The organism is Candidatus Deferrimicrobiaceae bacterium, assembly GCA_036504035.1.
Classification (GTDB): Bacteria; Desulfobacterota; Deferrimicrobia; order Deferrimicrobiales; family Deferrimicrobiaceae; genus JANXPS01.
This window is the reverse complement of sequence record DASXVV010000006.1, coordinates 108,750-128,734: the sequence shown is the minus strand read 5'-3', so window position 1 is coordinate 128,734 and position 19,985 is coordinate 108,750. Positions and strand designations below refer to the sequence as shown.

Genomic DNA, 19,985 nt, shown 5'->3' with positions numbered 1-19,985 from the left:
GGGTACGCGGTCGTCCGGAATCGGCAGGAAATGGTCACAGGCGCGTCCGAAGGCGCCTGTCGCTACGAATTGCCGCTCGCCGGGTTGGCGCGTGCGATTGCCGGATCGATCCGGCCGGATGGCAGGGCGGGGAGGAGCGCACGACATGCTGACCCGATTGATCGCATCGCTGCTCGGGCAAAAAACGGCCTGGCGGCTGGGTCGAGGACTTTATATGCAAGCCCGGGGCGACGTGGCGAACAACATCCGGAGCAACGGCGAGTTGATGGTGCAGCGGTCCGTCCTGGGCGGTTGGCGCACGCGCGCTGCCGCCGCCGAGCGGCTCGTGGTATTCGACGTCGGCGCGAATGTGGGCGACTGGTCAGCGTGTCTCAGGGACGAAATTCGCGATCCGCGAGAACGGTCGCTGCTCCTGCTTCATCTCTTCGAACCGGTGCCCCACACTTTCGAGAGACTGCGCGGTCGGTTGGCGAATTCGGGCGCCGGGATCGACCTTCGTTTTAACCCACTGGCGCTCTCTTCCGCGGAGGGAGCCGAAAAGATGTACGTCCGAGGGTTCGACGGGTCGAACTCCATCCACCCGGATACGAACGAGGGGGAAACGCAGTCAATCGACATTTCCCGAGTCACGGCCACCCGGTTCTGCGCCGATCACGGGATCGGTCGCATCCACCTGCTAAAGTGCGACACGGAGGGGCACGATATGGAGGTTGTTGCGGGGGCGCTGCCGCTCCTGCGAACGGGAGCAATCCGGGTCCTTCAGTTCGAGTACAACTACCGGTGGATCTTCTCCCGGCACTACCTTAAGGACGTCTTCGACGCGGTCGAGGGGTTGCCGTACCGAATCGGCAGGATACATCCGGATCACGTTGACCTGTACAGCTGCTGGCATCCGGAGATGGAGCGATTTTTCGAGGCGAACTACCTGATCGTCCACGACAGCGCACTGCCCTGGTTCCAAACCCGGGAAGTCGTTCCCGACCGGTACAACACGTTGGCGCAGGGGCCGGAATGAACATCCTGGTCGTCGGCAAGTATTACGCGGAAGGGTTCGCCCTCCACATCGCGGAGACGCTTTCGCGGATGGGGCACGCCGTGCGCCGCTTCGAGCCGGGCTACCGCGCCCATCGGCTCGGGGCGGGGCTCGGCCGCCGCGTCGACCAGGTTGGCGAAGCGGTCCATGGGGCCACCGACAACGTTCCCGCGATCCGCGCCCGAAGGATGCGCGCGCTGTGGCAGGCGGTCGACGAGGGCCCCCTCGACGCGGTCATCGTTTGCGGCGACCCGCTTTGGCCAGGCGAGGTGCGCGAACTGAGGCGCAGGGCGGGTGCACCGGTTGCGATGTGGTTCCCCGATGCGATGGTGAACCTGCGTCGGGCCTTTTTCATGACGGCGCCGTACGACGCGGCATTTTTCAAGGAGCCCTACCTTGTGCGCGTCCTGGACGGCGTCGTTACCCCGCCCGTGTTTTACCTGCCGGAATGTTTCAACCCCGCGGCTTACGAGCTTGCAGAGACGGATGGGGAGGCGGGGAACTTCCAGTGCGACATCGCCACTGCGGGCACCCAGCATTCCTGGCGCGTTTCGGTCTTTCGTCACCTGGCCGGGTACGATGTCCGGATCTGGGGAGGGAAGCCACCGCTCTGGATGGACCCGAACCCGGTGGCGGAGATGTACCGGGGGCGTCCCGTGTTCGGCCGGGAGAAGGCCCGGGTTTTCCGGGGGGCGAAGATCGTGCTCAACTCCCTTCACTATGGAGAGGTGTGGGGGTTAAACGCGCGCCTGTTTGAGGTGGCCGGAATCGGCGCCTTCCAGATGGTCGACTGGCGGCCGGGCCTCGGGCAGCTCTTCGAGGATGGCCGGGAGTTGGTGTCGTTCCGCGGCATTCCCGACCTCAAGCGGAAGATCGACTGGTGGCTTCCCCGGGACGAGGAGCGCCGCGCGGTCGCCGAGGCGGGCATGCGGCGTGCCCACGCCGAGCACACCTACCGGCATCGCCTCAAGCTGCTGCTCGCGACGCTCGCGGGGAAGGAGCGGGGGTTCCCCATGCCGTCTATCGGGGAGCCGGCCGCGTGATGGACCGACGCTTTCCGCTGACGCCTCCCCTGATGGCGTCGATCGTCTCTGCGTCGGGTGCGTCGGTCGTCTGTCTGGTTTCCGACGACACGCTCTCCCCCAAGGGGAAGCTGGTGCTGATGACGCTGCTGCTGACCGGGTATCTCGCGGTCGAGGTCGGTCGTCTCAGGGCGCGCAGGCCCGAGCGATGGATGCTGAATCCCGCCGTCTTCGCCTCCTTCCTGACCATATTCCTCCAGTTCTGCGTTGGGAACGCGCTGTTCCTGATGCCCGAGGAGAAGGTGGCGCTCGTCGGGCTGTTGCCCGACGTCACCCCGGCCATCCTCAAGCTGATGCTGCTCGTCGTGCTGGGGGCAGCCGCCATGTGGACGGGCTACTGGTCCGGGATCGCCGGGGCAATCGCGAAGAAGTTCCGCGCCTCCTCCTTCCTCAGGCGCGTTCTCCGGCCGGGGCTGGATATCCGCCCGGGGACGATCGTCGCCTGCCTTGCGCTCTCCCTCGTCAGCCGGTTGCTCATGATCAGGCTGGGGATCTACGGCTACAGCTCGGACATCGACCGCATGCAGGCAACGGTTTCCTTCAAGCAGTACCTCGGGCTTGCGGAATCGCTGGGCAAGTTCGCCCTCCTCCTCCTGTCGCTGCGGTATTTCGACCCTGCCGGGGGGGGAAGGCAGGGCCGCCTGCTGGTTGCCGTGCTGACCGTCGAGGTGCTGTTCGGTTTCCTGTCCGGGTTCAAGGGCAACGTGGCCATGCCCTTCGTGATCGTCGGCATCGGCCACTATCTGATGCGGGGAACGATCCCCTGGCGGATCGTCGCGGTCGTTCCCCTGGCGATCGTCGTCGCCTACGCGGTCATCGAACCGTTCCGGATTGCCCGCTACTCGGATGATGCATTCGTGGGAAGGGACGTGGGCTCGATCGCGGACACGATGATCAAGGCGGCCTTCACCGAGCGGGACAGCTATACCGCTGAGGACATCGAGGAATCCGCAGGTACGGGGGTGGCATTCCTGGCCCGGGTCAGCATGACCCAGATCGCCTCCCTGGGCGTGGCGTTCGCCGACGAGACGCCGCTGCCTCCCGGCTCGCCCCGGTTCATGGCGGACATCCTCCTGGCGCCGGTCTACGCGGTCGTCCCCCGGGCGTTGTGGCAATCCAAGGAGATGTCCCGGCACGGGCTCTGGTACGTGCGCGAGGTGATGGGGATCGAGGCGGGGGACACTTCCGTCGGGATGAGCCCGTTTACCTACCTCTACTTCGCGGGGGGAGCGGCGGCCGTCGTCGCGGGATTCTTCTTCATCGGTATGGCGCAGCGCCAGTTGGCAGATGTATTCATACCCGCGGGGGGAGGCGGACTGATCGTCTTCCTTTTCCTGTTCCGGGGGACGACGCTGGTCGACAGCGTCTTTTATTCCGTGATCATCGAGATCATCAGGATGGGGGCGATCGGCCTGGCGATCCAGTACCTGGTGCTGAGAGCGCCTGCTGATCCCGCAGGCGACACGGCGTGAGCGAAAGGAAGGACATGGGAGCAGGATTTAAACGGCTTGTCGTAGAACTGTCGGGCATCGGGCGGGTCTGCGGCCCGGCGACGCTCGCGCGATACTCGGCCTGCGTGATCGCCAGCATCCCCGAGATCCTGAAGTCGGGCACCCTCGTCCCGGCGGATCGCCGGATGGGGAAGGGGATCCTGAAAGTCCGCCCCCTCGGCACGGAAATCCTGGTCGACGGGGCGCACTGGCCCGGCGTGCGGGAAATGTACTGCCGGAACGTGTATCTCCGGCAATGGAAGGCGACGATCAAGCCCGGCGACCGGGTCGTCGACCTCGGGGCGAACGTCGGCCTCTTTTCCCTGCTCGCGGCCTCGGCCGGTGCCCGGGTGATCGCCGTCGAGGGGCAGTCGGGGTTCATCCCGGAGATCGGGAAAAACCTCGAGCGAAACGGCGTGCGCGACCGCGTCTCGATCGAGTTCGGACTTATCGGGGCAGGCACGGGCGTCTTGAGCGGCGAAGACGGGAAGAAGCGCTGCTCGCACTGGTTCGAGACCCCGCCGGTCCTGTCGATGGCATCGCTCCTCGAGAAAAACGGGTTCGACGGGATCGACTTTCTCAAGATGGACATCGAGGGATCGGAGTTCGACCTGTTCGCCTCCGCGGGGGAGTGGCTCGATTCGGTCGGCTTCATCGCCATGGAGATCCACCCGCGGTTCGGTGATGTCGTCGCGTTCCGGAAACTGCTCGAATCCCGGGGATTCGAGGTGGAGGCATCGGATACGGGTGGGGGGCGGATCCGGCCGGAGGAGATGGCCGATCCGGCGCGATCCGATTTCTACCTTTACGCCCGGGGTGCCGCTCGCCGATGAAGGTGCTCCACGTCGTGCCGACATTCTTTCCGGCCACCTACTGGGGCGGCCCGATCCATTCCCTTCACGGGTTGTGCAACGCGTTGGCCGGATTGCCGGGAGTGGACCTCCGGGTACTCACGACGGATGCGGCGAGCCCCCGGCTTTCCGATACCGTCCCGGTATCGGGATTTCCCGTGACCTTTCCTGGCGGATACGAAGTCTATTTCTGCCGCCGGAGGTCGGGGGCGGATTTTTCCCCGGGGATGCTCCGGTTGCTCTGGCCGATGATCCGCTGGGCGGACGTGGTGCACCTGACGGCAGTCTATTCCGCCCCGACCCTGCCGACGCTGGCGCTGTGCCGTCTTGCCGGCAAGCCGGTGGTCTGGTCCCCAAGAGGATCGCTGCAGCGCTGGGAAGGCACGACCAAGGCATGGACCAAGTCGGTCTGGGAGCGAATCTGCAATGCTCTGCTGGCACCAGGCCGGTCCGTGCTCCATGTGACGTCCCGCGAGGAGGAAAGGGACAGCCGGCGCCGGATTCCGAAGGCGGAAATCGCCATCGTGCCCAATGGCGTCGACATCCCCGATTCGCTTCCCGCGCGCGACTGGCGGCCAAGGGGAATGCTCCGCCTTCTGTTCATCGGGCGGTTCCACCCGATCAAGGGGATCGAGAACCTGATGCGCGCGATCCGGTCGATCGAGGGGATGCCGCTCTCGCTGTCGATCGCCGGGAGCGGCGAATCGGACTACGAGAACGCGCTTCGGCGGCTGTCCTCCGAGCTCGGTCTCGGCGACCGCGTCCGTTTCCTTGGGCATGTGGACGGCGACGACAGGACGGCCGCCTTCATGCATGCCGACGTTTGCGTCGTGCCGTCCTTCACCGAGAACTTCGGGATGGTGGTCGCCGAGGCGCTGGCCCACGGCGTGCCGGTGATCGCGAGCCGGGGAACGCCTTGGGCGGAGATGGAAAGCCGCGGCTGCGGCCTGTGGGTCGATAACGACCCCGCTTCACTGGCGGATGCGGTCCGTGTAATCCAGATGGGCGATCTTGCCGAAATGGGAAAACGGGGGCGGGAATGGATGGCGAGAGGCTACGGTTGGCGCGCGATCGCGGCTTCCATGCTCGATGTCTACAAAAAGGCGGCCGGCACGCGGCCTGAAGGGAGCCCGGGGTGACTGACAAACCCTCGAATGACGCATACGGTTACAGATTCCGCGACGCGGGACTCAATCCTTTACACCGGCACCTGCTCCCCGTCGTCCTAGAGACGCTGGGGCGGCAGGCGCGCTCCGGAAGGGTTCTCCGGGTTTTCGAATTGGGCTGCGGGAACGGGTCGGTCGCAGATGCCCTTTCGAAGGAAGGGTATGAGATGACCGGGATCGATCCTTCCACGGAGGGAATTGCGCACGCGAACCGGGTCTATCCGTGGTTGAAGCTTGCAACGGGTTCAGCATACGACGACCTTGCGGGACAATATGGAACCTTCCCCGCGGTGGTCAGCCTGGAGGTGGTGGAGCATCTGTACTACCCAAGGAAATTTGCGGCGGCGCTCCACGACCTGCTCGAACCCGGAGGTGTCGCGATCGTCTCCACGCCGTACCACGGCTACTGGAAGAATCTGGCGATGGCCCTGTCGGGGAAGATGGACACGCATTTCACCGCTCTGTGGGACTTCGGCCACATCAAGTTCTGGTCGAAGGAGACACTGGGGACCCTGCTTCGGGAAGCCCGATTCGGCGAGGTCGCGTTCCGTAGTGTCGGGCGGATTCCCGCATTCGCGAAATCCATGGTAGCAGTGGCCAGGAAAGATTGAAGGTGGGGGCGTGAAGGTCTGCATCGTCTCGTCGTGCGGCGGTCACCTGACGGAGGTGCGCTGCCTGATGCCCGCGTATGCGGGCTACGATCATTTCTACGTGATCAACGACCGGGCGATGCTGCCGCCGGATATGGAAGGCAAGACCCGGTTCATCGCCCACTCCGAGCGCGACTGGAAGTTCCTCCTGAACCTGTGGGAGGCGTTCCGTATCCTGTGGGAGGAGCGCCCCGCGGTCATCCTGAGCACGGGGGCCGGTCCGGCGGTGCCCTTCGCGCTAGTCGGCCGCTTCCTCTTCGGGATCCGGGTGGTCTTCGTCGAGACGATCACCCGGATCCATGCGCCGTCGCTCACGGGTCGCATCATGTACCGGTTGGCGCACGACTTCTTCTATCAGTGGGAAAGCCTGCGGCGGTTCTTTCCGAAGGGCCGGTTCGGGGGGCCGCTTCTTTGACGACCTTCGTCTCGGTGGGGAACGCGACCCAGCCGTTCGATCGGCTTCTAGAGGCGATCCTGCGCCTGCCTTCGTTGCCGCAGCCGGTGATCGTCCAGCACGGCCACACCCGGTTCGGCGCCCCCGGCTTTGATGCGAGGCCTTTCCTGGGCATGGCGGAATTCGGAGAACTTCTCGCGAGCGCGGATCTGCTGATCCTTCATGCGGGCGCGGGATCCGTGATCCACGCCCTCCGGGCGGGAAAGATTCCGGTCGTCATGCCCAGGCGCAAGGAGTTTGGCGAACACCTCGACGACCACCAGGTCGAGTTCGGGCGTGTGTTGGCCGACACGGGGAAGGTCGTCCTCGCGGAAGGCCCCGACCAGTTGGTATGCGCGGTCGAGGAAGCGCTAAGGCAACAGGCGGCCGGCCGGGTGCAGGGGAGTGAGCCGCCGCTGGTAAAGATGATCGGGGATGTCCTGGGAAGATGCGAAAGCAGGCACAAGGACGCGGAGGCGGGAAAATCATGGTGATGCGTTTCGGGGATATCCCGATGGGGAATTGGTTGGGGAAGGGGCTTCGCGCGCTCCTCGGCCTGATTCCCGACGGGGTGGCCGTCCCGATCCTCCAGGGGCCGCTTCGCGGGAAAAAGTGGATCACGGGGGCACACACCCACGGGGTTTGGCTGGGATCCTACGAGATCGACAAGCAGATGAGCATGATGCGATGCATCCGGGTGGGCGACGTTTTCTTCGACGTGGGGGCCAACACGGGTTTTTACTCCCTTTTCGCCTCCGTCCTTTCGGGGCCGGGGGGCAGGGTGGTCGCCATCGAGCCACTGCCGAGGAATCTCGCGTATATCCGTCGTCATGTCGCGATGAACGGGATCGATAACGTCGCGATCGTCGGAAAGGCGGTTTCGGACCGCGTGGGCACGGCGACCTTTGCGGTCGACGGGCCTGCGACGAGTCGCCTGGCGGAAGGGGGATCGCTGACCGTCGAGGTCACGACGATCGACGAGATATCCCGGACGCTCGGGATCGTGCCGAACGTCATGAAGGTCGACATCGAGGGGGCCGAGATCGACATGTTGAAGGGCGCTCGCGAGGTGCTGGCCAAGGGCCGGCCCGTCATCTTCATGTCGCTTCATTCGGGAGATCTGTATGGCCGCCTGTTCCCGTCGGCCGCCGGTTTCGGATATCGCGTCCTCGGCCTAGACGGGCAGCCGCTGGATGCGGGAACGTTTTCCGACGAGGCGGTGCTCGTCCCCGGGGAGGACCGCGAGACAGCGGCGATCCTCGAATCCTGCTCGCCCAGGCGGCGCAGGGGATGACGAGGTCCCCCCGGAAACCGGAGAGGCCACGCCTTGGCGTCATCGCCAGCCATTTTATCCAGTACCAGGCGCCCATTTGGCGCGAACTAGCGAAGCGCGAGGAAATCGACCTGACCGTCTATTATCTTTCAGACCACGGGCGGCGTCCGGGGTTCGACGCTGGGTTCGGGCACACGTTCCAATGGGATGTTCCCCTCGATCAGGGGTATCGCTGGGAGTTGCTACCGGGGGCCGAGGGGACGTCGCCGGGCAGCCTCCGACACCGCATGAGTCTTGAGCCGATCAAGAAGGCGTTGGCGGGGACGGCCGACGTCTTTCTCCGGAACGATTACAATTCGCCCGGGGCGCTGCTTTTCTTCTATGCCTGCATGGCGCGGGGCATCCCGGTCCTTTACCGGGGCGACTCGACGCTCCTGCACGAAAGCCCGGGGTGGAGAAGCTGGAAGCGGATGATCCTGGGACCGCTGTTTCGCAACGGCGTCATGGTCCTTTCGGTCGGCAAGCTCGTCCGGGAGTACACGATGGATCTCGGGGCGCCGCCGGACAGGATCGTTTCTTCCCCGCACAACGTGGACACGCCGTACTGGGAAGAGGCGGCGTCCCGCAGGCGGCCGGAACGGGACCGGATCCGGGAGGGGTTCGGCCTCCCTCCCGCGCGTCCCGTCGTGCTGTTCTGCGGAAAGCTCATCGAAAAGAAGCGGCCGATGGACTTGGCAGAGGCGATGTGCCGTCTCTCGGAAAGACGCGAGGTGTCGCTGCTGGTGGCGGGAGCGGGCGATCTTCTGGAGCCCATGAAGGCGGCCGTGTCGGGGGTGCCGGGCTTGTCCGTCCATTTTGCCGGTTTCGTGAACCAATCCGGATTGCCGGACATCTATGCCGTAGCGGATATCGTCTGCCTGCCTTCCGGAGGCGACGAAACCTGGGGGCTGGTCGTCAACGAGGCCATGCATTTCGGCTGCGTCCCGGTCGTGAGCGATCGCGTCGGCTGCGGGCCCGACCTGGTCGAGGGGATCGGGGAGTCCTTTTCCGCCGGTGATCCGGTTGCCCTGGCTTCCGCCATCGGGAAAGTGCTGGACGGCCTCGAGGAACGGAAGTCGCGGGTCCCGTCCCGAATCGGGCGCTATTCCCTTGCGAGGGCGGTCGACGGGATCGTCGAAGGCGCCCTGCGATCGACCAACAGAAGCGGCGCGCATGCCGGGACGCCCCGTCCTGGAGGAAACCCATGACCATTCTCGGCATCAACGCATTCCACGGCGATTCGTCCGCCTGCATCCTCGTCGACGGGCAACTCGTCGCGGCGGCCGAGGAGGAGCGTTTCCGGCGCATCAAGCACTGGGCGGGATTTCCATCCGAGTCGATCCGCTACTGCCTCTCGGAGGCGGGCGTCGACATCGACGAGGTCGACCACATCGCCATCAACCGGAACCCCGGTGCGAACCTGTTCAGGAAGGCGCTCTTCGCCTTCTCGAAACGCCCTGGTCTTTCCGCCGTGCGGGACCGGTTGGCCAACGCCGGGCGGGTGCGGGACATCCGCGGAGAGCTTTGCCGGTCGCTCGGGGTCGACGCTGGATCGGTGCGGGCGGTACTCCACGCCGTCGAGCACCACCGGGCGCACCTGGCGAGTTCCTTCTTCGTCTCGCCTTTCGATTCGGCCGCCGTGGTCTCGGTCGACGGCTTCGGCGACTTCGTCAGCACGATGTGGGGGCAGGGAGGCGGCAACAAGATCGCGGTGTCCGGCCAGGTGACGTTCCCGCACTCCCTCGGGCTCTTCTACCTGGCGCTGACGCAGTTCCTCGGCTTCCCCCATTACGGCGACGAATACAAGGTCATGGGGCTGGCGCCCTACGGCTCTCCTACAAAGATGGAACAGATGCGCCGGATCGTCCGGCTGAGGAAAGGGGGCCGTTTCGAGCTAGACCTCGACTGCTTCCGGCACCATTCGGAAGGCGTGTCCATGGTCTGGGAGAACGGGGAACCGGTCATCGGCACCGTCTTCTCCGAGGGAATGACCGAGCTGCTCGGGCCTCCTCGGGCGAAAGGGGAGCCGCTGACCGACGACCACAGGGACCTGGCCGCCTCGCTCCAGGCGATGTACGAGGAGGCGTTCTTCCACATCCTGGCGCACGTGCACGAAGAGACGGGGAGCCCCAACCTCTGCCTGTCGGGCGGATGCGCGATGAACTCGGTGGCCAACGGCAAGGTGTTCGACCGGAGTCCCTTCCGCGATCTCTACATCCAGTCGGCGGCCGGAGACGGCGGGGGCGCGATCGGCGCGGCTTTCTACGTCTGGAACCAGGAGATGGGGAACCCGCGCGGCTTCGTGATGGATCACGCCTACCTCGGCCCGGGCTTCACGACGGAAGCGATCGGCGACCTCCTCAAGGCGCGGCGATCCGAGCTCGACGCGGAGAACTGCCGCGTGTCCCGGATCGACAATGAGGACGCGCTGTGTCGCCGGACCGCTGAACGCATCGCGGAAGGCAAGGTGATCGGCTGGTTCCAGGGCAGGATGGAGTGGGGACCGCGCGCGCTCGGCAATCGGTCGATCCTCGGCGATCCCCGGCGGGCCGACATGAAGGAAACCCTCAACCTCAAGATCAAGCGGCGCGAGTCGTTCCGGCCGTTCGCCCCCTCCATCCTTCGCGAGGCCGTGGGGGAATGGTTCGAGACCGACTACGACGTCCCCTTCATGCTCCAGGTCTACCCGATCCGGGAAGAGAAGCGCGCCCTTGTTCCGGCCGTGACGCACGTGAACGGATCGGGGCGGCTCCAGAGCGTGACGAAGGGGCAGAACCCAAGATACCACCGGCTCATCGAGGCGTTCCGGGAGCTCACCGGCGTGCCGCTCTTGCTCAACACGTCGTTCAACGAGAACGAACCCGTGGTGTGCCGCCCCGAGGAGGCGCTCGACTGCTTCCTGCGCACCCGGATGGACGTGCTGGTGCTGGGCGAGTGGTTCGTCGAGCGGGCGGGATGACCCGGCCGTCGCTTTCCATCGTGACCGCCGTTCGGAACGGCGCCGCGACGATCGCCGATTCCCTCGAGAGCCTTCGCGCGCAGACGGTCCGGGTCGAGCACATCGTGATCGACGGCTGCTCGACCGACCGGACGCTCGAGATCGTCCGGCAACTTTCCCCCGCTGCCCTGATTCTCTCCGAGCCGGACCAGGGCATATACGACGCCATGAACAAGGGGATCGCCCTGGCGACCGGCGAGGTCGTCGGCCTCCTCAACAGCGACGACCGCTATGCGCATGAACACGTCCTGGAGAAGGTCGCACGGGTGTTCGAGAATCCCGAGATCGAGGCGTGCTACGGAGACCTCGTCTACGTCGCGGCCCCGAAGGACCGCGTCTTCCGGTACTGGAAGGCCGGGAGCCTTTCCCCCGCCGGATTCTATCGGGGCTGGATGCCGCCCCATCCCACGTTCTTCGTCAGAAGAGCGGTCTATGGGAGGCTGGGCGGGTTCGATCTCTCGTTGGGCTCCGCAGCGGACTACGAGTTGATGCTCCGATTTCTCCTGAAGCACGGCCTTTGCACGACCTACATCCCGGAGGTGCTGGTCCGGATGCGCATCGGCGGCGCCAGTAACGCCGGCCTGCTCAGCCGGATCGCGGCCAACCGGATGGATCGTCGCGCCTGGACCGTCAACGGAATGTCGCCGCGCCCCTGGACGTTGCTGTGCAAGCCATTGCGGAAAATCCATCAGTACTTCGCCTCTCCCCCCCCGGTATACTGAGTATCCAATGCAGATTCCGATCACCAACGATCCTGCCGTCTACCGGGAGGCGGCGCTGCTGTTCTTCGTGTCGCTCCTTGTGTCGCTCTTTATCACGCCCCGCACCGCTTGGCTGGCGAGATTCCTCGGCGCGGTCGACTCGCCGGACCACGCCCGCAAGATCCACTCGCGCGCCATCCCGCGTTTGGGCGGCATGGCGATCGCCGCCGCCCTCCTGGGAGCGCTGCTCATGGCGCGCCATGGGTCGTGGACGCTGATTGCATTCGGGGCCGGAGCGGTCGCCGTGGTGGCCGTCGGATTCCTGGACGATCTCTACATCCTGCGTCCGGTGGTCAAGTTCCTCGGGCAGGTGATCGCCGCGACGCTTTTCGTCCGGCTGGGCGGTTTCGAGCTGGAGTCGGTCGGGAACCTGTTCGGCTTCGGCCCGATCGAGACGGGAATTTTCGCCCCCGCCTTCACCGTGTTCTGCATGGTCGGGGTGATGAATGCCCTCAACCTGTCCGACGGGCTCGATGGCCTGGCGGGGGGGATCGCCGCGATCGCCTGCGTCTTCTTCGGGCTGTTCGCCCTCCTCAGCCGCGACGGCGACGGGCTCCTCGTCTCGGTGGCGTTGCTCGGCGCCCTGATCGGCTTCCTCCGCTACAACACTTTTCCCGCCCGGTTGTTCATGGGCGATTCGGGGAGTCTCCTCCTGGGCTACTCGCTCGCCTGCCTCGCCGTCGCCGGCGTGCATCCGGGCGGTGCCGTTCCGCTGGATCCGGTGACCGTCGCCGGCGTGCTTGCCCTTCCCATCCTCGACACGCTGCTGGTGATGGCACGCAGGTTTTGGCACCGCCAGAACCCGTTCCTCCCCGACAAGACACATCTCCATCACCGATTGTTGACCCTCGGCCTGCCGCACGGCGCCGTGGTCCCGGTCCTCTATGGCGCGATGGCCTCTTTCGGGCTGATCTCGTGGGCGATGCGGGAACAGCCCGAGCCGTTGCAACTCCTTGCCATTCTCGCGTTCGGGGGGGCAATCTACGGCACCGTGTTCCTGGCTCAAAGGCTGCATTGGAGACGGAATGCAGCCGATGCCGGGTTCGGGACGCGGGGGGCCGGGGGAAAGACGACCGCTTGGATCGCGGTCGTGATGGGCAAGACCGTCCCCTGCATGTCCTGGGTGATCGCGCTGGGGCTGCTGCTGCCGGCGCTGGCCGTATTCGGGGTCCCGGGGCGGGCGGGTGTCGTCGCATTCGGCATCGCGGCGTTCATGATGGCTTTGTTTCCCTGGCGTTCCCAACGAGTCGACTCCGGAATCTGCTTCGGCATCATCTACGTTGCTTGCGTCTGCCTGCTTGGAATCCTCCATTTCCTGCCGTCGGCTCCGGTATGGCTCGATAACTACCTGTCCGCCCTCTGCGGGATCGTCCTGATCTGGGTGCTGTCGATCATGAAGTTGCAGGCGGGGCACAAGAAAATCATGCTGATATCTGGATTCGAGGCGCTGCTGATCGGCGTCACGATCTTCGTGCCGACGGTCCTGGTACCGGCCGTCGGGATGGGGGAGAATGTCCGGAATGCCCTGCTGATGGCCTGCCTCGAATCGATCCCGCTGCTGCTGGCGCTCAAGATCCTGGTGCGGAAGCAGCCGAGGCGGAACTTCGTGATCGCCACAAGCCTGTTGGCCGCGCTCGTTTCCCTGGGGCTGAAAGGATTGTAGAAAGGCGATCCAGTCGATCTATTTCGCGGGGTTGACCCGAATCAGTTCGAGATCGACAATGACCGTTTTCCCTACGAGAGGACTCCCTTCCCGGTATCCCAGACTCGGGGGTATGACGATCTGCCAGAGAGCCCCTTCCTTCATCCGCGTCAGCGCCTCCTGAAGGCCGGGAATCAGCGCGCCGACGGCAAGCTCCGCCGGCTTGCCGACCTTCTTCGAATCGTAGAAATCGTTGCCTGCGACCAGCGTTCCCCGGTAGTTGACCGTGACGTTGTCGCTGGCCGTCGGTGTCGCGCCGGTCCCTTCCTGGATGACCTTGTACTGCAGCCCGCTCGGGAGGATGACGACGCCGGCCTTCTTCCCGTTCAGGTCGAGGAACGTCTGCTCGGCCCGAGGATCGACCGGAGCCCCAACGCCGCCCTTCCGCTTGCGCTCGGCGGCGGTAATGCTTGCCTTGAGCGTCACGAGCGTCTGTCGCATGTCCTTTGGACTCATCCGGGACGCAGTTTCGTCGATGGCGTCCCGGATGCCCTGGATAAGCATCTCGGGCGAGATCTCCACGCCCTGCTTCTTGAAATCTCCTCCGATCTGGTAGCCGACGCTGTAGTTGATCCGGTCCTTCTCGGACTGCGGAACGACGACTTCTCCGGCCGGGCAGACACGGGAAATCAGGACGAGGGTGACCGAGGCGATAGCCGTAATCATTTTCATGCGGATTCTCCAGGTCGGTGGAATGAAAGGGGCGGAGCCCCCGAAGGGAGCTCCGCCCGACGGACGTATGCCTGTTACTGGACCGTGATGGTGCTGATCGTCGATTGCGCCTCGAACGGCGCGACCGATCCGACCCGCCGCACGTTCACCATGAACTCGTACCCGCCGGGCTGGACTCCGGTGGTGGCCCAGGTGAAGGTGTTGACCGTGCTATAGGCCCGGGCAACGAGCCAGGTGGTGGATCCGACGGCCCGGCCGAGGAACTGGTACTGGTAGGGGCCGGGTCCGCCGCTGCCGGTGGCCGTGAAGCCCACGGGGGTGCCTGCGGTGACTGTCGCGGTCGTCGGGGCCAGCGTGGCGCCGGTCGCGGCGAGGTTGTCGAAGATCACGTAGGGCAGGATGGGGCTGGCCGCCTCGAATGCGGCCGTGGAACCCACGCGTCGGGCGTAGACCTGGAACTGGTAGGTCCCGAAGGGCACCCCGGTGCTGTTCCAGCTCCAGGTGCTGGTCGTGCTGTAGGCGCGGGCCACGACCCAGGTCGATTGCCCCGGCTGGAGGGCCCGGAACTGGAACTGGAAGGGACCGGGGCCTCCGCTCGCGCCGCCGGTGAAGAGCACGGAGGTTCCCGCGGGTTGCGGCGACGCCGGTGCGGCGCCGATGGTGGCCGCGGTGGCGGCGAGGGGATCGGTAATCACGTAGGGCACGATCGGGCTCACGGCTTCAAATGCCGCTACCGACCCTACGCGCCGTGCGTAAACCTGGAACTGGTAGGTGCCGAGGGCCACTCCGTTGCTGTTCCAGGTCCAGGTGGTGGTGGTCGAGTACCCGCGGGCTACGACCCAGGTCGACGAACCTGGCTGGAGCGCACGGAACTGGAACTGGAATGCGCCGCCTCCCGCCGTAAACAGGATCTGCGTGCCCCGGGGTTGCGGGCTCGCGGGACTGGCGTTCAGCGTGACGGCGAGGGTCGCCGAGGCGGGAGCTGTCCAAGGCGAAAGGCCCTTCGCGTTCTCGGCCCGGACGCGGTAGAAGTAGGTTCCGAGAACGACCGAGTTGTCGATGTAGCCCGTGGCGGTGCTGGCGAGCGTGAAGGTGGTCAGGCCGGTCGCGAAGGCGTTGTCGGTCGCCCGCTGAAGGGTGATGGACGTAGCGGCCGGGGTGGTGGCGTTGTTGGTCCAGGAAAGTGTGACCTGGGGCGGAATGGTCGTGCTCGCCGCCGTCAGGCCCGAAGGTGCGGCCGGTGCGACCTGCAGCACGACCGGTCGCATCATGTCGTTTTCTTCATGGCCCAGCAGGTGGCAGTGCCAGACGTATTCCCAACCGAAGTTGGTGTTGTCGTTGGTGACGGTGATCGGGCTGCCCGTGAGCGGATCGACGCCCGTGAAGCCCATCGTGGAGCCGAGCGGTTTCGTCACGTCGAGGGGGCGGACGCTGTCGGGGAGTTTGAAGGGCAGCGTCTGCGACTTCGCCTGCATCGCGACGACGATGTCCTCGAGCGGGTTCATCCGGACGGTTTCCTTCCATCCGTGCTCGTTGTTGTCTATCGGCCGGATCGCGCCATCCCAGCCGACGCGGTTGATCACCTGGACGTTGAACAGGTGGAAGTGGATGGCGTGCGTGTCGACGCCGTTGTGGGTGATCTTCCAGAGCTGGATTTCGTTGTCCTTGAACGACTCCGTGGTCGGGTCGATATAGCCCAGCGGAATCGTGGTCTGGGTCAGCGCGCTCGTGAAGGGAAGCTCGACGCCCAGCGTGGAGTTCATGCGGCCGTACGGGTCGAACAGTTCCTGGATGGCCTTGGGCTGCATCGGGGTCGAGCCCACAAGGTTGACCGATGCCACCGCGCCGACGCCGCCGCCGCCCGTGATGGTGATGGTGGGGTTCGACACGTAGCCGGAACCGCCGTTCGTGACGTTGATGGCGGTGACTGCCCCGCCGGCGATGGTCGCCGTGAGGACGGCGCCCGTGCCGCCGCCACCGATCAGCGTGACCTTTGGCGCGGAGGTATAGCCCGTGCCGCCGGCCGCGACGTGGATGCTGCCGACCGCCTGGGGCAGGCCGGACATGTTGAGCGAGGTGTCGGAAATGCGCACGTAGACGTTGTCCGCGACGAGGGGCGCGGGCTGGCTCGCCGCAAAGGCGGCCGGGAGCGCGTTGTCGAGCGCGGCCTTGTTGAAGGCGGCTGCAGGCGCCGTGTTGGCGACCCGGATCTGCATGATGGTGCGGGTGTTGGGGCCGTAGCCCGGAACCGTGGTCGGCGCGCCGCCGAAGGCGGTCTGGTCGGGGTCGCCCGTGTAGTAGTCGTTGCGCGGGTCGGATGCGGGAACCGGCGCGGGCGAGTCGTTGTAGAGGATCAGCGTCTTGCCGGCGTACGCGGAGAAGTCGACGATGACGTCGGCGCGTTCGGCGGGACCCATGAAGAGCGAGTGGTTCGTGACGTTGAGCACGACGATGTTGCGGCGGTTGTACTCATAGTTGGTCGGGTTGGGCGGGACGACCGCCGCCTTGGGCAGCAAGCCGCCCTCGGACCCGATCTGGATCCAGGACGGACCGGCAAGCGCCGGATCGGGGACGCCGCCGTCACGCGCATCGACCGGCCAGGTGGCCGGGAAGCCGATGGTGCCGGGCATGGCGGGAACCATCTTGACTTCCTTGTTGACGCCATTGCCGGTGAGAATCGTGTTGTCGGCCTGGAACAGCGACAGGTTAAGCATGCGGTCGTTGCAGGCGTTCAGGATGCGCAGCCGGTAGCTCTTGGGCTGCACGTCGAGGAACGGGTAGGCGGTGCCGTTGACGATCGGCGTGTCCATGAACGACTCGGGAACGGCGGACAGCGCCGGCAGGTCGTTGGCCACGGGGAACACGGGCCAGAACCAGGGGCCGTAATCCCACCGGCCGAAGTCGCTCGCGCCCGTGATCGAAGTCGGGTCCTGGTTCGGCATGTAGACGTGCGGGAACCAGAGATTGCCCTTGCCGCCCCACTTGGCGACGTCCCAAAGCGGGTCGGTGGCGGTCACGTTGTCGGGGACGAACGTCTTGTCCTGGATGACCAGCGGAATCTGGTCGGCGGGGATGACCCCCGAGCTGACCAGCGCCGCTTCGGTGGAATCCTGTAACAGGTATCCCGCGGCCTCGCCGGCATAGACGTTGAGGCGCGTCATGCCGTAGGCGTGGTCGTGGTAGAACATGAGGCGGCCGCTCTGATCGTTCGTGTAGTAGAAAGTCGCGGAACCGTCGGCCGGCAGCGGCATGTCGGGCACGTTCTGCTGGCTCGCGCCCTTGGTGTAGGAAGTGACTTCCCCCGCGGGGGTGATCCACTGGTGGGGCGTGCCGTCGCTGATCCACGGCGTGTTGCCGCCGTGCAAGTGGAGGGTGGCGCGGTTCTCGGTGTACTGTTCGTAGATCGGCATGCCCGTATTGTCGACGCCGATCTGCTTGGGGCCGTCTCCGGCGCCCATGAAGGTGGTGTCGACCGGCAGGAACAGGTTGCCGCCGTTGGCGCTCTTGGCCAGCAGGTTGTAGAACTTGATACGCGTCGGGCGGCCCTTCTGGGCGAGGATCAGCGGGCCCAGGTAGTGCACGTTGTCGACGGCATAGGCCTGGAGGCCGCCGATGAGGATGGCGGTGTTGTCGAGATATTTCAGGGCGATGTGGGCGCTGACGCCGGCGTTGAACGGCGTTTCAAGCTGGACGTATCCCCGGAGTCGGGTCGCGGGGAGGTCGGTGTGCATCTTCTCGGTGTAGTCGACCAGCGCGATCTCGTAGTAGTCCGAGCCATTGAACGTGGTGTTGTCGGCGATCGCGACCGGGATCTTCTGCCCCAGGTTGTTCGCGGCGTTTAGCCCCGGCAACGAGTCGATGAATTTCCGGATGCCGGTGCCGGGCGCAACGTTGCCGACGTTGTCGACCGTCGGGAGCGGGCTGGCGGCGTAGTTGGGGACGTTGTAGTTGACGGCCGGGTTCGGGCCGACGGCTGCCGATCCTGGAGACGCGCTCCAGGAGAAAACGGCAGCGATCAATGCCAGGAAAAATACGGGCATCATTTTTCGCCTGTTCATTTTTACCTCCTTCTAGTGTGTGTGGTGCGGGTTAACGTTTCCTGCGTTCATCTGTATGGAGCAAGGGGCGTACCAAGGCGCTCCCCAAAAAACATGAGCAAATAGCAATGGTTATCGTGTCGGCTTTTCCGACGTGCACCCCCATGGGAATGGAATTCGAAATATTGCAAGCCGGGGATGGAGGAATTGCGAAACCGGCCCGGCATTTTTTGGTGGTAATGGTTCTCGGTTGCAATTATTACTACCAACCCTTTGGCGGGATTGCATCAAAAAAAACTTCGTTTCAATTTTGTCGTTCGATTCACGAAGGGCCGCATGGTTTCACCTACCCCTGCCCATTCGACCCGTTTTGCGGTAAATTGGTACGGTTTCCGCCCGGTCAATTCCAACAGGACTATCAGGAGCACTGGAAATGAACATCGCCATCGTGGGTACGGGATACGTCGGGCTCGTCACCGGTGTCTGTCTTGCCGAACGCGGGAATACGGTCCATTGCGTCGACAACAACCCGGCCATCGTCGGCAAGCTCAATTCGGGCGAGGTGACGATCTACGAACCGGGGCTCGAGGAGATCTTCCTGCGCAACCTGCGCCGGGGGCGCATCACATTCGGCGGCGACCTGGCCGCCGCGCTGCTCGCATCCGACGTCGTCTTCCTTTGCCTTCCGACGCCGCCCGGCGAGGACGGGTCGGCCGACCTGAAATACATCCTCCAGGTGGCCGACGACATCGGGAAGATCCTCGCGGCCAATCCGGATGCCGGCTACAAGGTGATCGTCGACAAGAGCACGGTGCCCGTCGGCACGAGCGACAAGGTGACCGCGGCGATCGCGCAACATCTCGCCGGCCGGGACGCGTTCGACGTCGTCTCCAATCCGGAATTCCTGCGCGAAGGCTTCGCGGTCGAGGACTTTCTCCGGCCCGAGCGGGTGGTGATCGGCGCCTCCTCACCGAAGTCGATCGCCCTCCTCTCCGACCTTTATGAACCGTTCCTGCCCCCCGGCAACCCGGTGCAGGTGATGGACGTGAAGAGCGCCGAGGTGACCAAGTACGCGGCCAACGCTTTCCTGGCGATGAAGATCTCCTACATGAACGACCTGGCCAACTTCTGCGACGCCGTGGGCGCCGACATCGAGAAGGTGCGCGACGGGATCGGGTCCGACTCCCGCATCGGAAAGAAGTTCCTGTTTCCGGGCCTGGGCTACGGCGGCTCCTGCCTGCCCAAGGACGTGAAGGCGCTGCTCAAGACGGCGTCCGACGCCGGGGCGCCGCTGGCAATCCTGCAAGCGGTCGAGACGATCAACCAGGAACAGCGCAAGCGTTTCTTCCGGAAATTCGAGCTGCACTTCCACGAGAAGCTGTCGGGGCTTCAAGTCGCCGTCTGGGGGGTTGCCTTCAAGCCCAACACCGACGACACTCGCGAGGCGCCCGTGTTCTACATCGTCGACCGGCTGCTGGCGGGAGGGGCCGAGGTCACGGTCTTCGACCCCGAGGCGATGGAGGGAGCGCGGCAACGCTACGGCGATAAAATCCGATACGCCGAGTCGCCCTACGGGGCGCTGCAGGGCGTCGATGCGCTCATCGTCGTCACCGAGTGGAACGAGTTCCGAAAGCCCGACCTGGGTCTGATGAAGAGCGTGATGAAGCGCCCGGTGATCTTCGACGGCCGCAATATCTACGATCCCCGGAAGATGCGGGAACACGGCTTCTTCTACCACTCGATCGGCCGCAAGGCGATCGAGCACCACGAACCGATCCTTTACTGAAAAAGAGCCCCG

General features: G+C 65.0%; 16 protein-coding genes. 14 read left to right on the top strand and 2 right to left on the bottom strand.

Annotated elements, in window-relative coordinates; translation table 11 throughout:
- The first annotated feature begins 145 nt into the window (after positions 1 to 145).
- From VGK27_01935 to VGK27_01875, 13 genes are read left to right on the top strand one after another with little or no spacing between them, the layout of a single operon-like run.
- Positions 146 to 1,015, top strand: a complete 870-nt coding sequence (locus VGK27_01935; protein ID HEY3488864.1) for an FkbM family methyltransferase — start codon at positions 146 to 148, stop codon at positions 1,013 to 1,015.
- Complete coding sequence (locus tag VGK27_01930) at positions 1,012 to 2,076, top strand: glycosyltransferase (protein ID HEY3488863.1); 1,065 nt, start codon at positions 1,012 to 1,014, stop codon at positions 2,074 to 2,076. The genes VGK27_01935 and VGK27_01930 overlap by 4 nt, the downstream gene beginning before the upstream one ends.
- On the top strand, positions 2,076 to 3,587 hold the full coding sequence (locus VGK27_01925; protein ID HEY3488862.1) for a hypothetical protein: 1,512 nt from the start codon (positions 2,076 to 2,078) through the stop codon (positions 3,585 to 3,587). Before VGK27_01930 ends, VGK27_01925 begins: the two co-directional genes overlap by 1 nt.
- Positions 3,584 to 4,438 carry an FkbM family methyltransferase gene (locus VGK27_01920; protein HEY3488861.1) on the top strand — a complete coding sequence of 285 codons (855 nt, stop codon included), beginning with the start codon at positions 3,584 to 3,586 and terminating at the stop codon, positions 4,436 to 4,438. Before VGK27_01925 ends, VGK27_01920 begins: the two co-directional genes overlap by 4 nt.
- Positions 4,435 to 5,595: a glycosyltransferase gene (locus tag VGK27_01915; GenBank protein ID HEY3488860.1), complete on the top strand. Its 1,161-nt coding sequence runs from the start codon at positions 4,435 to 4,437 to the stop codon at positions 5,593 to 5,595. Before VGK27_01920 ends, VGK27_01915 begins: the two co-directional genes overlap by 4 nt.
- A complete protein-coding gene (locus VGK27_01910) occupies positions 5,592 to 6,233 on the top strand; it encodes a methyltransferase domain-containing protein (GenBank protein ID HEY3488859.1) in 642 nt (213 codons plus the stop codon). The genes VGK27_01915 and VGK27_01910 overlap by 4 nt, the downstream gene beginning before the upstream one ends.
- A gap of 10 nt (positions 6,234 to 6,243) precedes the next feature.
- A complete protein-coding gene (pssD, locus tag VGK27_01905) occupies positions 6,244 to 6,687 on the top strand; it encodes a PssD/Cps14F family polysaccharide biosynthesis glycosyltransferase (protein HEY3488858.1) in 444 nt (147 codons plus the stop codon).
- Positions 6,684 to 7,199, top strand: coding sequence for a glycosyltransferase (locus VGK27_01900; protein ID HEY3488857.1), 516 nt, complete (start codon positions 6,684 to 6,686; stop codon positions 7,197 to 7,199). Before pssD ends, VGK27_01900 begins: the two co-directional genes overlap by 4 nt.
- A gap of 20 nt (positions 7,200 to 7,219) precedes the next feature.
- Positions 7,220 to 7,999: an FkbM family methyltransferase gene (locus tag VGK27_01895; GenBank protein ID HEY3488856.1), complete on the top strand. Its 780-nt coding sequence runs from the start codon at positions 7,220 to 7,222 to the stop codon at positions 7,997 to 7,999.
- Complete coding sequence (locus tag VGK27_01890) at positions 7,996 to 9,225, top strand: glycosyltransferase (protein HEY3488855.1); 1,230 nt, start codon at positions 7,996 to 7,998, stop codon at positions 9,223 to 9,225. The genes VGK27_01895 and VGK27_01890 overlap by 4 nt, the downstream gene beginning before the upstream one ends.
- Entirely contained in the window at positions 9,222 to 10,976 is a 1,755-nt protein-coding gene (locus VGK27_01885) for a carbamoyltransferase C-terminal domain-containing protein (GenBank protein ID HEY3488854.1), read from the top strand. Before VGK27_01890 ends, VGK27_01885 begins: the two co-directional genes overlap by 4 nt.
- Positions 10,973 to 11,737 (top strand): glycosyltransferase family 2 protein, encoded by a 765-nt coding sequence (locus VGK27_01880; GenBank protein HEY3488853.1) that lies wholly within the window; start codon positions 10,973 to 10,975, stop codon positions 11,735 to 11,737. Before VGK27_01885 ends, VGK27_01880 begins: the two co-directional genes overlap by 4 nt.
- Before the next feature lie 7 nt (positions 11,738 to 11,744).
- The gene (locus VGK27_01875) at positions 11,745 to 13,439 is read left to right on the top strand and encodes an MraY family glycosyltransferase (GenBank protein ID HEY3488852.1); all 1,695 of its coding nucleotides are present in this window, start codon (positions 11,745 to 11,747) and stop codon (positions 13,437 to 13,439) included.
- 18 nt (positions 13,440 to 13,457) lie between these two features.
- On the opposite strand, the gene VGK27_01870 is transcribed toward VGK27_01875, so the two are convergent.
- Both VGK27_01870 and VGK27_01865 read right to left on the bottom strand, forming a co-directional pair.
- Complete coding sequence (locus VGK27_01870; protein HEY3488851.1) at positions 13,458 to 14,150, bottom strand: FKBP-type peptidyl-prolyl cis-trans isomerase N-terminal domain-containing protein; 693 nt, start codon at positions 14,148 to 14,150, stop codon at positions 13,458 to 13,460.
- A 74-nt stretch (positions 14,151 to 14,224) separates the two neighbouring features.
- Positions 14,225 to 18,208: a hypothetical protein gene (locus tag VGK27_01865; GenBank protein HEY3488850.1), complete on the bottom strand. Its 3,984-nt coding sequence runs from the start codon at positions 18,206 to 18,208 to the stop codon at positions 14,225 to 14,227.
- A gap of 412 nt (positions 18,209 to 18,620) precedes the next feature.
- On the opposite strand from VGK27_01865, the gene VGK27_01860 reads away from it, so the two are divergent.
- Positions 18,621 to 19,973: a UDP-glucose/GDP-mannose dehydrogenase family protein gene (locus tag VGK27_01860; GenBank protein ID HEY3488849.1), complete on the top strand. Its 1,353-nt coding sequence runs from the start codon at positions 18,621 to 18,623 to the stop codon at positions 19,971 to 19,973.
- The last annotated feature ends 12 nt before the right edge of the window (positions 19,974 to 19,985 follow it).